The sequence below is a fragment of the Leptospira adleri genome (assembly GCF_002811985.1).
Lineage (GTDB): Bacteria > Spirochaetota > Leptospiria > Leptospirales > Leptospiraceae > Leptospira > Leptospira adleri.
The window spans coordinates 54,802-68,167 of sequence record NZ_NPDU01000024.1 but is presented as its reverse complement, the minus strand read 5'-3'; the positions used below and the strand labels follow the sequence as shown (position 1 = coordinate 68,167).

Here is a 13,366-nt window from a genome sequence, read left to right as displayed (position 1 = left end):
CCGATAATGGCTTTTATGTCTCAAAAATGAACATTTGTTCATTTTTTTTTGATTTTAATGTAATTCAAGATGGCGATGAAGTGGAGAGTTTCCAGCTGTTCCGTCGTTAATTTTGCTGGGCACCAAACCCCTTTCGCCTTGCGGAGAGTCGACCTCCGCCCACAGTACATTCTCCTACGGATTCGAACCGCCACCTTGATTTACATTTTTCATTTTAGATAAGATACATTGGTATTTCCTTTCCAAGAAGGTTCCAACTTACTATGGCTTAATTTGGTGAGCACGGAATTGATAGCACGTCGAAGGATTTCGGAAAAATTGTCTTCAAATAAGCTATCAATATTAGTTACGTAATTTGTCCATTCCTTTGGTTCTTGGGCGCCGACTTCAAATCTGATTTCAATTTGTTCGATATGCGATTTATGAAATCGAAGATGTAATTTTAGCCTATGCTCAGCGTATTCCTCTTCGAACTTTGAAAACAGATGAAGGATTTTTCTAAAAATTCTCAAATCAAAAATATCATTTCCTGATAGATCTTCCGAATTTGATTTTGAGTATAGTCCATCCTTTTGAATAGGCTGTATCCTCTCATCTTGGTTCGTTAGAATTGAAAGTCGAACTCCAGTAATTGTATGTTTTAAATCGTCGGTATTTACCGTTCCTTCAATCGCGGGATAAATTTTCTCGATCGAGAATGTTCCTAATAGTGTATTGCCTTCCCATTCAGTAGATTTGAGTTCGCCGAATTGAGAATCAATGGAAGAAATTGGTGCGATCGTATTTCCAAAGAATACCGGTAGCGTTTCTATGATCGAAACATCTTCCTTCGTTGGGTTTCCGTTTTTACCGTCCGCGATAAGAATTACTGCTTTGAATTCCATTTTAGTCCTCAAGAATATTAGAATCTTCGAATGATACACCGAAAATGAATTGAGTACAAACGTTTTCAAACCATTTTCAAATTATTTAAAAACTCATCAAAAACCCCGTTAAGATTAGAGAAAAAGGTTTGCAATGTTTTCAAACGTTACCCAATTGTCCCTTTCCTGTGGCACGACCTCGGGGCGAGAACTACGAAAAGAATCTTCACTATAGGACTCCAAAAGAGTTCCGCGGCGAAAAAGAAGTAAAAGGAAAGACGGCACCGACAGATTCAAATTCCCCCCCGAAAGAAGAAACAGATCCGCGATTCATGGACGTTTCAACATTTCGTAAAAGTCGTTTCTATGGACCGACCAGAGCAACGGTCGATCAAGCTATCAGTTTAAACAATCGAATGTATGAGATCTTGCGGACCCAGAAAGACGCAAAGGATCCGATTTACGTCGATGATCAATACGTCCTCCTTTCGCAAGGTGTTCGGTGCCGACCCGTTTTCCGACCGGATCCGTTCGATCTTCGCGATATCGGATATTCTTCATCTTTGATTGGTTCTATTCACCAAATTCTCGCCGATGATGTTTCGATGTATTGCGATCTCGACGAAGATCCGGGTTTTTCCATCGCAATGAAGGAAAAGAGAAAGTCCCCTTCTCCGGAAGATAAAATCAAAATGGATAACCTCGGCCATTTGTTGCTTATAATGGGCGATAAATCTCTTCCGACTTGGCGCGAACGTGAGCGCCTAGGCGAGGTTCTTGAAATGGCCACAAGGGATACTCTCGCGATTGATACGGTAGCCTACCAGAGGACTTTTAACAGAAGAAACGAACTGATAGATATTACCTATCTTGATCCGGCCACAATTTTCCGAGTGGATCCGAAAAAGGGCTATAAGGGCGACAAATCAATAACTCACGTCCAGATGATTCGGAATCAAGTTACGGAAGTTTACGAAGCGGGAAGAATCGTGCTTCGCCATAAGAACAATAGTTCCGATGTGAGATTCCGTGGGTTCGGGATTTCCCCGATCGAGTCTTGTATCCTAGAGATCATGTCTTTGATCTTCGTAATAAAACACAACGCGGATCGATTCAATTCCAGGAATCCGCCTCGTGCCTTAATAACTAGTGAAGGGAACATATCGAAGGCTGATCAAGAAAAATTGGAACTAGAATGGGAGAACGCTTATTTCGGTGCTCGAAGTGGTTTTAGACTTCCAATGCTGTTTGGTGCCGGGAAAATTCAAGTCCATAACCTCGAAGTAAACGATGATTTCGAATTCGATAAACTTCTTCAGATGACTGCATCTTTGATCTGCGCTCGGTATGGAATCGACCCCGCACAGTTGGGTTTGAAACTGAACCAGTCTGCGACTCTATCCGAACCTTCCGTTGACGGGAGGCAGCACTTTGCACGGGATCGCTCACACGGTTCACTTATGGCTTTTCATAGGGATTGTTTAAATGAAGTTCACGATCCCCAAGATGATTCACCGTACAAGTTGATTTTTAACGGAGTGAAGGTAGATGAATCCTCGAAGAAAGCTGATCTCTATGATAAGCAATTCAAGACCTTCCGAACGCTTGATGATATTCTAAAAGCGGAAGATCGGCCAACGATGAAAGAACTTGCGGACTCCTATAAAACTACTGGTGTGATTTCGGATGAACAAGCAAAGAAATTTGCTCAAATGGGAATGCTAATCGGAAATCCATACTTTGCCGCGGAGTTTAGTAAAATTCTTGGAAACGGATCTCAACCTGCACAAACCCCTTTCCCAGGAAATTCTCCAGACGGTAATCCGAACTCATCGAGTGAAGGTGCCCCATCCCAAAACCAAGGAAGCGGACCTGATCAGGAAGATGAGTTACCTTGGAGTGATGAAGATTTTATCACTCCGGATTCAGAACCGGTAACTCAATAAAATAAAGCACTCATACGAGTAAAAAAAATTAAGGCGGTATAAAATGTCTGAAGTGAAAGCACAAGAAAAACAAGAGGAACAACCGGGTAGCGAAACTCCCCCTACTTCCGCAGAAAATCAAAGTGCGAATTCTTTGGATAATGACTCTGTAGAAGAAGAGGATGCGACTGGAATTTTGCAACCAATCATCGATGGATTGAGCGACTTGAAGAAGTTCGATCTATACGAAAGCATTCTACAAATTCTTACTACAGAAAATAGAGCTTTCAAAAGCAATATTTCCGGCGTTATAGATCTGCTCGCTTCTGTAGGTGTTGAAACGGAAAAATTTAAGGCTGAACATTGGACTGAATTTGCAGAAAAAATTATCAAGAGCGTGAATACGGATGCTTTTGATAGACTCAGTAGTGGGATCGAAGGAATCCTTCACCAAACCACTGATAAGAAAACAAAACTTTCCCTTTGGTCTTCGGCAATTGATTCCTTCCTCGCAGAACTGGCACACTGAAAGTCCATTTTTACGCGGCCGTGCTGGACGTGAATTCCAGCTACTTGTCGGAGATCGATTAAAGTGGCTGGAATTTTGTGTTATTGGCCCACAAGATCCGGATGTTTTTGCTTCCAAAACTTTTTTTCGTAAAGGGATCTTCTCCTGGGGTAAAAAAACGATCGGGAAATACTTTCCGAATATTTTTGTTAAGAAATTCCCGACAGACCGTCCACCGTTTATTACGATCGGAAAAGACGCTGATCCCACCCAGGAAGAAGTTTCAGATCCAGAGTTTGAAAAATGGCTTTTTGAATATCTGGAAAAAGACTGGAACCCGGTTTACAAAGAGATCGGTGAGACCGGTACGCTTTTAGGATACCTTTCCGGATACTTAAGTGGCGCCTTGAAACTTCCGACAGAAACCATCGATGAAATGGGGATCGAAGATTACGATCGAGCTTTAAAATACAAACTTGGTTTCGGTTTGGAAGATCGTAATTCGCTCGAAAAAATCATTCCAAAATCTCGCGAAAGAGAATTGGCAGCAGAATATGCGAAGAATCATGCCGCGGAATGGGTCGCTATCTATCAACGAGATGAAAAAGGAAACATAATCCAGGATCCAGAGGGAAACCCGGTTCGCGGCGGGAAACCATACGAATATCTGTCTTTGATGTATCGGGACATGATTTCAACAGCGATCACTGAAGGGAAAACCATGGAGCAACTTCAGTCGGAGATGGCCTATCCCGACCTTTTTGAACTTGTAGAAAAGGGGAAAATATCCGAAGATGAGTATCTTAAAATTCTGAATGGGGATGAGTCGTCACTTTTAACGCTCAGATTGAATCGAAACTTCCGGCGCTTTGCTTGGACAGAGGCGTCGATGGCTTTCAACGCAGGGCGAATTTCTGCGTTGGTAGAGAACGGAATCAATTACGCGATATTTACAAAAGGGCGGCGAATGATGTGATGTTTAACTGGTATGAAGAACAATTAGATAGAATCGATGCCTCTTGTAGTTGGGATTTAAACCAGAATGGAATTAAAATCCCACTCGATGTTCGAAAATTTTCGAATCTATGGGAACAAAAATATTATCTAAAATTATTGGATATCAAAGAGAAGATAGCGAGACTTAAAAAGGAAAGGCCGGACGCACGTATTCGACGAAAGGTTATCCTTGATACGATGGCATTGAATCGAGAATATCATGAATACCAAGATTGTGAAAGTGCATTAACGAGACTTCTTCAGGATATTCAGTCTGGACAGATTCAGGTCGTGAGTATGCTCTTGATTTCCATAAAATCCATCGTCGGTGAAATGGTTATTGATTTAGAAGGATCTGGTTTAACAAAAGAAGAACGAATCGAACTCTTAGAAGAAGCATTAGAAATTGAAAAGCGAGAGGGAGGAAAATGGAATTAACAAACCTCTATTATATTGATCCTGGTATAAAGAAAGTGGTCATTTTTTGTATTCTGAATTTTGAAATCTGTTATTATAAGCAATTCTATAATCTAAGACGCTGTTCTGATTCGCTCCTTATCTATGAATCGAGAAATTATTTTGAAGTAAAACACTATGCTGAAAATCAAGATTGTATTTTAGTGGGGCCTTTTTACAAATATGGGACGTGAATTTCTAAAAACGGGTGGAAACACTTTCAAAGTCGAGATCGGTCCTTCAACTTTCAATCCAAATCCTCCAGACGATTTAATTCAAAGGCAAGGCGAACCGGTAATATGGTTGAGGTATTTTCCGAATCCAGACACGAACAGTCAGCAACTTATGGCGCTCCCTGGCAAGAATGGAACTATCTATCGGATTGATCAAACCTTTAGAGTTCCATTGGAGGATCTTCAAAATCAACAGTTTGATGGGAACGATCTTTACACTAGATACGGACCAATTTTAAAAATTCGTAGGTTGTATGTGGTGCGCGCCGAAGAGGAAGGAGGAAACCTTGATTTAGAAATCGAAGAATTCGAAGGCAATAGGATAAGAATAGTTCCGAACAGGGAATTCGAATCCTATATGTTGGTGCGATGCGATTATGAAATTTCGGTAATCGATAAAGAAGAAATAATTTCAGTTGTTCAGAAGTTTGAAGGCGGAGTAGTAAATTTAGAACTTTTCCCACATAAATTAGTAACGAACGTTAAAGAAATTTGGCGTAAGAGGCCAACCGAAGATAAATTCTCCAAACTCTCTGATTTCAAACACGACCTCGTAAACATATTTCTTAAAGATGTTTCTTCAATTGGATCTGTCTACGAAGTTAAGTTTGATTCTTTCTCTCCTATCAAAATTGGTTACAGAATGATAGAAGCGAAAGATCGGCGTTTAGGGAAATCCGGTATAGATTTGCAAATTGGCGACCTTGATGTCGTTGTGGGTTCAACGACAAACTTTGCAAAGGACGATTTGATTATCTTATTGAATTCTCTCATGACCGAGAAAGAAATTTGCAAAAGAAATGAAGAAGGTCTGTATCCAATAAAATACACACCAGTAAGAGAAATCTATGCAATCCATTCTCAGGATAAAGAATACACAAACTACTCCATTGAGAAATTTAGATTTTTGCGATTGAATGAGAAAACCCTTCCTAATCAAATTTCAATCGTTTACGGATATAATCCGAAGTTCAAAATCTTGCCGTCTACTAAGCTATCTGCTCTTGCTGATAAAGTTCAGCCGCGAGAATGGGTTGCAAGATTGGAACCTGCACTTCTCGATCTTTCGGAAATAATCACCGTCATTTCGCGTTAAATTATTGCAATGTAAAAACAATCTTCGATTTGTCCCCCATCGTATGAATCAAGACGAGATAATCCAGAGTTTCTTAAAAGGGCGGAAATTTGAAGTTGGAAGGGAAAGCGTTAGGAAGGACGGAATTTACAGAAAGATTTCCGATTCAGGTGAAAAATCTAAACAGTGGAAGCTAATTCAAAAACATAACGAGGATAAAAAAAGATTCTCAAAAATATTAGAAGCGATAACGAACTTCTTCGGAGCTGATAAGAAGGACGCAAAGTTTATTCCGAAACGTGAATACGATTCCAATAAAATCGAAGATAAAGGAATCTCTATTCAAGAGTGGACAAGACATTTTACTAAATATTTTGAAAGTAAATCTCAAATCGATGCAAAATTTCATCAAGAAAAGAATGCAACTGAAACGAATTCGACTATTATCGAAAATAAGAATAATTCAAATCAGGTAACAAATTTCACAACGAATATCACGAATCAAAATACAGGCAAACCTACATTCAAAAAATCAATTTTCAAAATACTTTACGACCTTTATGGAGATGGAAATGGAAAATCAAATCGCGATAATGAATCGAATAATCGAGTCGAGTTATCAAATTCTACCGACAAGGGATCCGGAATGGGTCTATCAAAGCCTACTCGGGATGGCGAAAGCGGACAAATTAGAACCGACACCGGAAAATCTGCTCTCTTTGGCAGGAAATCTGGAAATGGATCTTCTTCAAGAGTTTCAAGTGACGAACGAATAACAAAAGAAGAATCGTTGGCGCTTTCCGTAGCGGACAAACTAAATACTTTTCGAGGCCTCTGGAGCAAGAAAAAACAAAACGAGATCAATTTAGAATGTAAGAAAATCCTTTCTACCACCCCACCTGAACAAATTACTTCAGAACAAAAAGAAATTTTAAGATTATACGAAGGTTCTGGAGGACAAACGACAAATGCAGAAGTGGAGGCGAATAGAGGAATGCTATATCAATTCCTTACTCCAACAAAAGTCGTCGAGAAAATGCAGGATATACTTTCTCGCTATGTGAATGAGGGGGACAAGGGCATGGAACCTTCGGCTGGTATCGGCAGGTTTGCTGATGGCAAAGGAGGAAAATACAATTGGGATATGATGGAATATAACCCGGATGATAAAACAGCCTTTTCTATCGCAAAAATCTTAAATCCAGAAGCGATCGGAATTTTAACTTCGGATACAAAAAATAAAAAAGCAAAAGATCCTGAACTTGGAAAGCAGGGACTTTCAAGGTTCACTGAAATTTCCCAGCAATTCAATTCAGCAAAACATCCTTGTAAGATTCTTATTGGGTCGGACGTAATCAAGGAAGGTGTTTCTTTGAATAACAATACAATTGCCGCGTATAATGCCTCGATAGATTGGAATCCAACTACAGAGGTTCAGAAAAGAGGTAGGCACCATCGACCGGGAAATTTACAAAAGAATGTTCAATGGATAGATATCTTGATGGAAGACTCTATTGATTCGAAACTCTATCAAAAGCAATCCGAAAAAATTTCTCGTATCAATCAAATATTTGAAAAGAGTGGATCGGCAGCAATCGATGTTTCAGATATAAATCCGGAAGAATTGAAAACCGATATAATTCGAGATCCTAAAAGGAAGGCTCAATTTATTGTAAATGAAGAGGCTGCAAAAGTAAGGCAGGAAGCAAAGGAGCTCCAAGGAAAGTCTTTCACGCTTCAGGGTATAGTCGATGAAATTAGGGAACTTAGAAACACAGTCCAAAACGAAGAACGATGGTTAAGTGAAGAAAAAAAAGATCTAAAGGAAAATGTAGAAGAGTTTAACAAACTCAAAAAAAAAGGACGATCGGAAAGCTATGGACCACTGTCCGAATTCTCAATTAGCTATCAAAGAAAGAAAGTTCAAGACTTAGTTACAAGTCTTTCAATCAATAAAGCCAAGCTACAAAGAAATGAAGAGAACCTAGAAAGAAAAGGACTAAGTGATTTGGTTAAAGCCGAATCAGCGGCGAATAAACTTATGAGTGAGTCAGATAAACTATCAGAAAAGGTCCGAGAAATACTCGGGAATAAGAAGGAAGAGTATATTTCAAAATTCACGAAGGAACTCGCGGAGAAGGAGAAGAACAAAGCGAAGGAATCAATTGATTCGATTGTTTATAAGCATGTCCGCGAACTTTTATCCGTAGCAGGAATAAACGAGTTCCGTAAATCGCTTGCTTTGAATTCCGAAATCAGGAATCGAATTACTCTAAAGCGATACTTGAAATCGGCATGTTAGGAAATATTCTCTTGACTAAAATATTTAATAAAGGATTTGTCCCAAGCCATGGCGAATAATTGGAAAGGATTTCTTTTTGATAACCCAGATAGAGAAGCGAATCGCCATCTTTTGGAACGGTGTTTTACCGGGAAGGATGTCGCAACGATCGAGAACGGCCTTCCAGCGCAAGGTGGATGGGGAGCCGTAACGACACCCGATGAAATTCGTTATTCGTGGATGGTTGGAAATTCCCGTTTGATGTCCACGGATGGATCATATATTACGAACGAAAATCTTCAAGGTTTGATCCACACTTTGACTTTAGCTTTATCGAATGAGCTCGAGCACGATATTTACCCACAAGTCTACCGTCATAGGCCGAAAGGAAACCTTCCTCGTAACATTGAGGACCACGCAAAATGGTTCGATGCGATCGATTTCAAAAATGAAGATGTTGGAAATAATTTCTTCGTTTCATTGGGGAAAGTGCCTTTGATTAGAGTTTTACGATGGGAATTTGTGAATCCTGTATCCCGAAACTCTGACAATATTCCCGATGGTATGTCGATCGATCTTTTAAGCAAAGCGAGAATAAATTACGAGTCCGGGATTTTGAGATCAGTTGGGATGCTCGGGAATGGTTTCAATATTAACCCCAATGCCGCGATGAGGTCACAAAGAGTTTTTGCCGGTCTTCCACAAACAAGGGTTCCGACAGTCCATTACATTGATTTCATTTCAGGATACGATTCCGCAGCGCGAGTTCCCGCGGAATTGAGAGAAGTGATCGGAATTTTGGCGTGTTTAAGAGTGATGTCCGCACATGGTGAATCTAAAGCCGGCGCGATTGCATCCTACTCTGTGGGGGTCGGGCCGTTGCACGAATCCATATCCACAACTCAGTCAGCCACTTCATCGTTATTTGGAGCGCGGCAGCTTGAGCTTTACAACAGATTAAAAGCAATTGGTCCTGGACTTATTGAAAGGTACAAACAAAAGCGCCTCGCAATTTTATAAAAAAAGGAGAACGGCTTATCGCCACACTGGCAATAAGCCAAGAAATTTGAATGGGTAGATCATCGAGAGCATTTTCAAGACGTTTTGAAAAGAAACGTGTTCGAGAAATTTTAAACAAAGAATCATTCGAACTTTTAGGATTTTCGAAAAAGTTTTATGATGAGAACATGAATCCGATTCAAAAATGGGTCGTACTAGCGCTCTTTAAAATGCGATTTCAAAAACTTTCTAAATTTGTACAATCCTTCGCGGGATTTACAATTACACACGTTTCAAAAATTCCTCCAAAGATCGATATTTATTCTATGGGCACGTACGTCGGTGTCATCGGATATTTTCATTGGACAGGAAACCTTATCATTGCTCGTATTCTAAGTTTAGGAAAGGATCCGGCTAAACTGATTGAATCGGCAAAGGTATTAGTTGCTTCAAATTATCGAGAATCTCTGAGTGAATGATCCGAATACGATTGAAGAGCGCGTTTAATTCTGGTTTAGGCGCTTTCATCTTCTTTTGTTTTGGAGTCATGATATCGTATAGATTCCGGTGGTTTATGAATATTGAATCTATCAGAGATAGCGTTAAATTTTTTTGTGCGTGAGTTAGGTAAGTAGGTTTTTGACGGATATCTTTTAGTTTTTTCATTTGGGAAGGATATATCGCAATCTTACCTTCCTCTTGAAGAACAAAGATCCGATCAATCGCCGCGTGAATAACTATAAATTCTGATTGAGGTATATTCGGTTGGTCCTGCATTTCTCTAGGAGAAAAACTTCTTAAGATTTTTTTGACAATCATTATTTTTTTTGTTGCATTTCCTATGAAGGATTCCTCTTGTCCGTCTCCAGTTATTTACATTGCGGAGAGATAAATGAACCCGGACATTCGGCAAAGAATCCAATTCAATCAAAGCGAAATTTTAAAATCCGAAGTTCTTCTAACTTCATCCGAAAGAATTGGACTCAACTTAATCACGGGAAGTAACCCTTTCTTTGCAAGGGAATCCGATACGGGAAGAATACTTTTTTGGGACGGTTGTCGCTGGGTGGATGTATTAAGCGATCCGGGATTCTTAGGAGTAAACATTCTTCGATTGGCTTCGAATGTTTCCGATGGAGAAACGATTTCTATTGGCGGACTTACATTTCAATTTGATAGAGCTGCGGCGGGGGTCCCTGCCGGTAGAATCGGAATCACCTCACATTCAGACGACACACCGGTGAACGTTTCGACTTCGATTGTAGCGGCAATCAATTCTCAGAATCGGTCCGAAGTTTTGGCTATGAAAATGTCAAATAACGAAATTCTTACGATCAATAAAGACTTCGAATCGAATCCGTCCTTTGGATCAACCATGGCCGGTGCAAACAATCAGTGGGCATCACCGAATTCTATAGTAGGTGAAAAACCCGGAACGGTTCAATCGGGCTTTGTGAAAAGAATTCCAACCGCCGTGGAAGTGGCTCTCGGAAAAATTCGAGTAGTTTTTGATTTCCCACCGACTCTTCTGGAAATTCGCGTAGTTCTTTCCGCAAAACCGGGCGTTCAAGTCGCCTGGGATGGGACGGTATCGGTATCAGGGAACATTCTTACACTCGATAACGCATCCGGTTCCACTCCGTTTTTGGCAACTCATACAATTACTCTTTGGGTAGGAAAGAGTGCGTAAAGTTTTCACCGCTCAAGATCTCGAACTTTCGCGGATCAATAACCACTTCACGATTCCTTTGGTTTCGGTAGATGAAGAAGGTAATCCGATACCAAGTCCAAAAATTGTTCTTACAAATCCAGAACGAATTTTCGTGATTTTGGAAGTTAGAGCCGCGGGACCGTGGACTATTACATACCTGAATAACTCCGCAAAAGATGAAGAGCAAGAATACACAAGAAACGGAAACGGGAATGAACAATTTACCGTTCCGTTTTCCGTAGAAAAAGCAACCCTAACCGGAATTTCAGAAGTTTCCGGATATTTTATTCCCGTTTTCAAATGAATCGCCTACGAGTAAAAATTGATATTTCTTTAGTCAATGAGAATGGAGGACTTACTCCTTTCCCAACAAAATCGGTTGATTACGATTTTGCAGCGGGAAGTTTCGGAGATTTTTTTGATATCGATAACAATTCACGGGATACTCAAGTTTCTCCGATTCAAGTCGATCTTTCTCGTTACAAAACAATCAACGCCGTTTTTCTCTTTGCAAATTATACGGATTCCGATCAGGAAAATGGAATCAAGGCCGGTGATCCCGCTAAAATTCAATTCCAATCAAAATTGAATGGGGATTGGAAGGAAGCGGAAGTCGTTGCATTGGGAGGATTTCAACCAGAGCAACTTTTAGTTAAGGCACTGGGGACGAGACGAATCCGAGTCACAGAGGTAATATCAAGTGAGTGATTTCAAAAAAGTCAAAAGTCAACCCTTTCTCAAATCAGCACAAATTCAGGAAGTTGAGAGAGAAGGAAAGATGCTTAACGTCTTACTAAAAATCTCAAGCGAAACAAGGGATCGACAAGGTGATATGATTCTAAAAGGCGCGTGGGATCATCCAGATGATAAGGCATACTTTAAAAGTAAATCCTACATAGATTGGAATCATCTTTCTCATGTATTGACTTTTTCAAAATCCGATTCAGCAATCCATCGCGCCGAAATTGAAAAGGCGAGACAGGGCGCGGTTCTTGGTCGACCTAAAGGGGATTATTTTTGGGAGAACGACGGGCTCTATTGCCAAGCAAGACTCAATACGGAAAACGAATTTATTAAACCGTATGTTCCTTTGATAGAAGATGGCTTTGCGGGCCTTGAGGCTTCGGCTGCCGGTGGCTTTTATAAACCGACTCAGGAAACAATTTCTAAATACGGTCCAAATACTTACGATCGAGCAAGAATCAGTCACATCGCAATTTGTCCACCCGGTCAGGCAGTAAATCCGGACACACAAATGGTCCTCATGAAATCCGTACTCGCACAAACTTTCAATTCGGGAATCGCCGGGAGTAATCCTCCGGGTACTGAAATCGTAGTTGGAAAAATAGAAACCCTCCCTCCGATCCCTGAGAATGCCAATGAAGCAATTTTAGAATACATTCTTCAGTCTTGGGGATATCGAGATTACGTTTCTGATTCACTGATCAAATACATGGAAGCTGGTATTTTAAAACCGGAATTCGAAGCGATTCGAGATTTCATGATTAAATACGGACTCAACCCGCAGGAAGCCAGCGGACAAACCGTGAAACTTTTAGTTCATTTAGACCAAAAAGGTTAAGGAGAAATAAATGAAAGATAAATACGAACAGTGGAAGAAAGGTTTCTTAAGCCCATTTATGAAATCGGAAACCACTCCTCCCGACAGTACACCGCCTCCCGAAGCGAATGCGGCGGAAGAGCAGGAATCAGCGATCACTGACGAACTCATTTCGAAGTTGCAAGCTGCGATCGAGAAAGGCGAGGTAAAAGTCGAAGAAACCGCGATCAAAAAATGGTGCAAGGCGAACGGATTAGAGGAAGAAGATTCTCAAACCGTTTGGGATACGATTAAAGAAATCGTCGATGAGGAATCTTCCACTGGAACTGAACCGGACAAAACGATGGAAAAGGGAGGATTTGCTTCTTTGAAGTTACGAACTGAGTTTAAGGAATTCAGCAAATCTCTAAGTTCAATTTCGAAAAGGGACAAGGAACACAGCGCCGTCCTCGCACTCTTAATCCAAGACCTTCAAGCGTCGGATAAACAAATCACTGAGTTCAAAACTCAAATCGAATTTCTAAAGTCAGAAATTCAAAAAATCGGTGGAAACCCTAAGGATCCAAAAGATTCAAAAACTTCCATCGATCAGATTCCGGACGATCAACTTGGAACTCGGGATCAGATTGTAAAGAAACTGTTCAAGGGAGTTCAAGATAAAGCCTTAAACTTCGGTGACCTTCAGATATACAAATCACAAGGAACTCTCACGGAACCTGCGAAATTATTTTTAAAATCTTCACAAGGAGGAAACTAGA

Annotated in this window: 13 protein-coding genes; 11 read left to right on the top strand and 2 right to left on the bottom strand. The window is 40.4% G+C overall.

Annotated features, from left to right (window positions below; genetic code table 11):
* Window positions 1-209: 209 nt before the first annotated feature.
* Window positions 210-884 carry a hypothetical protein gene (locus CH376_RS11110; RefSeq protein WP_100787430.1) on the bottom strand — a complete coding sequence of 225 codons (675 nt, stop codon included), beginning with the start codon at window positions 882-884 and terminating at the stop codon, window positions 210-212.
* 542 nt (window positions 885-1,426) lie between these two features.
* Between CH376_RS11110 and CH376_RS11105 the strand changes: the two genes are divergently transcribed.
* The 7 genes from CH376_RS11105 (at window position 1,427) to CH376_RS11075 (ending at window position 9,357) form a co-directional block, all read left to right on the top strand.
* On the top strand, window positions 1,427-2,809 hold the full coding sequence (locus CH376_RS11105) for a phage portal protein (protein WP_243398256.1): 1,383 nt from the start codon (window positions 1,427-1,429) through the stop codon (window positions 2,807-2,809).
* 43 nt (window positions 2,810-2,852) lie between these two features.
* A complete protein-coding gene (locus tag CH376_RS11100; RefSeq protein WP_243398255.1) occupies window positions 2,853-3,317 on the top strand; it encodes a hypothetical protein in 465 nt (154 codons plus the stop codon).
* Entirely contained in the window at window positions 3,286-4,272 is a 987-nt protein-coding gene (locus tag CH376_RS11095; RefSeq protein WP_243394816.1) for a hypothetical protein, read from the top strand. The genes CH376_RS11100 and CH376_RS11095 overlap by 32 nt, the downstream gene beginning before the upstream one ends.
* A complete protein-coding gene (locus CH376_RS11090; protein WP_100787352.1) occupies window positions 4,272-4,730 on the top strand; it encodes a hypothetical protein in 459 nt (152 codons plus the stop codon). The genes CH376_RS11095 and CH376_RS11090 overlap by 1 nt, the downstream gene beginning before the upstream one ends.
* Window positions 4,731-4,931: 201 nt before the next feature.
* A complete protein-coding gene (locus CH376_RS11085) occupies window positions 4,932-6,077 on the top strand; it encodes a hypothetical protein (RefSeq protein ID WP_100787354.1) in 1,146 nt (381 codons plus the stop codon).
* 43 nt (window positions 6,078-6,120) lie between these two features.
* Window positions 6,121-8,358 carry a helicase-related protein gene (locus CH376_RS11080; RefSeq protein ID WP_100787434.1) on the top strand — a complete coding sequence of 746 codons (2,238 nt, stop codon included), beginning with the start codon at window positions 6,121-6,123 and terminating at the stop codon, window positions 8,356-8,358.
* Window positions 8,359-8,406: 48 nt separating this feature from the next.
* On the top strand, window positions 8,407-9,357 hold the full coding sequence (locus CH376_RS11075; protein WP_100787435.1) for a hypothetical protein: 951 nt from the start codon (window positions 8,407-8,409) through the stop codon (window positions 9,355-9,357).
* A 393-nt stretch (window positions 9,358-9,750) separates the two neighbouring features.
* On the opposite strand, the gene CH376_RS24240 is transcribed toward CH376_RS11075, so the two are convergent.
* Window positions 9,751-10,155 carry a hypothetical protein gene (locus CH376_RS24240; RefSeq protein ID WP_100788071.1) on the bottom strand — a complete coding sequence of 135 codons (405 nt, stop codon included), beginning with the start codon at window positions 10,153-10,155 and terminating at the stop codon, window positions 9,751-9,753.
* 73 nt (window positions 10,156-10,228) lie between these two features.
* On the opposite strand from CH376_RS24240, the gene CH376_RS11060 reads away from it, so the two are divergent.
* From CH376_RS11060 to CH376_RS11040, 4 genes are all read left to right on the top strand, one after another.
* Window positions 10,229-11,026 carry a hypothetical protein gene (locus CH376_RS11060; protein ID WP_100787356.1) on the top strand — a complete coding sequence of 266 codons (798 nt, stop codon included), beginning with the start codon at window positions 10,229-10,231 and terminating at the stop codon, window positions 11,024-11,026.
* Between the two features lie 321 nt (window positions 11,027-11,347).
* A complete protein-coding gene (locus tag CH376_RS11050; RefSeq protein ID WP_100787358.1) occupies window positions 11,348-11,755 on the top strand; it encodes a hypothetical protein in 408 nt (135 codons plus the stop codon).
* Window positions 11,748-12,629, top strand: coding sequence for a hypothetical protein (locus tag CH376_RS11045; protein WP_100787359.1), 882 nt, complete (start codon window positions 11,748-11,750; stop codon window positions 12,627-12,629). Before CH376_RS11050 ends, CH376_RS11045 begins: the two co-directional genes overlap by 8 nt.
* Before the next feature lie 10 nt (window positions 12,630-12,639).
* Window positions 12,640-13,365 (top strand): hypothetical protein, encoded by a 726-nt coding sequence (locus CH376_RS11040; protein ID WP_100787360.1) that lies wholly within the window; start codon window positions 12,640-12,642, stop codon window positions 13,363-13,365.
* Window position 13,366 lies beyond the last annotated feature (1 nt).

Excerpts from the sequence above, each read along its gene's own strand:
- CH376_RS11090 (WP_100787352.1), top strand. The coding sequence starts at position 4,272 with ATGTTTAACTGGTATGAAGAACAATTAGATAGAATCGATGCCTCTTGT.
- CH376_RS11060 (WP_100787356.1), top strand. The coding sequence starts at position 10,229 with ATGAACCCGGACATTCGGCAAAGAATCCAATTCAATCAAAGCGAAATT.
- CH376_RS11110 (WP_100787430.1), bottom strand. The coding sequence starts at position 884 with ATGGAATTCAAAGCAGTAATTCTTATCGCGGACGGTAAAAACGGAAAC.
- CH376_RS11100 (WP_243398255.1), top strand. The coding sequence starts at position 2,853 with ATGTCTGAAGTGAAAGCACAAGAAAAACAAGAGGAACAACCGGGTAGC.
- CH376_RS11080 (WP_100787434.1), top strand. The coding sequence starts at position 6,121 with ATGAATCAAGACGAGATAATCCAGAGTTTCTTAAAAGGGCGGAAATTT.
- CH376_RS11050 (WP_100787358.1), top strand. The coding sequence starts at position 11,348 with ATGAATCGCCTACGAGTAAAAATTGATATTTCTTTAGTCAATGAGAAT.
- CH376_RS24240 (WP_100788071.1), bottom strand. The coding sequence starts at position 10,155 with ATGATTGTCAAAAAAATCTTAAGAAGTTTTTCTCCTAGAGAAATGCAG.
- CH376_RS11040 (WP_100787360.1), top strand. The coding sequence starts at position 12,640 with ATGAAAGATAAATACGAACAGTGGAAGAAAGGTTTCTTAAGCCCATTT.
- CH376_RS11085 (WP_100787354.1), top strand. The coding sequence starts at position 4,932 with ATGGGACGTGAATTTCTAAAAACGGGTGGAAACACTTTCAAAGTCGAG.
- CH376_RS11075 (WP_100787435.1), top strand. The coding sequence starts at position 8,407 with ATGGCGAATAATTGGAAAGGATTTCTTTTTGATAACCCAGATAGAGAA.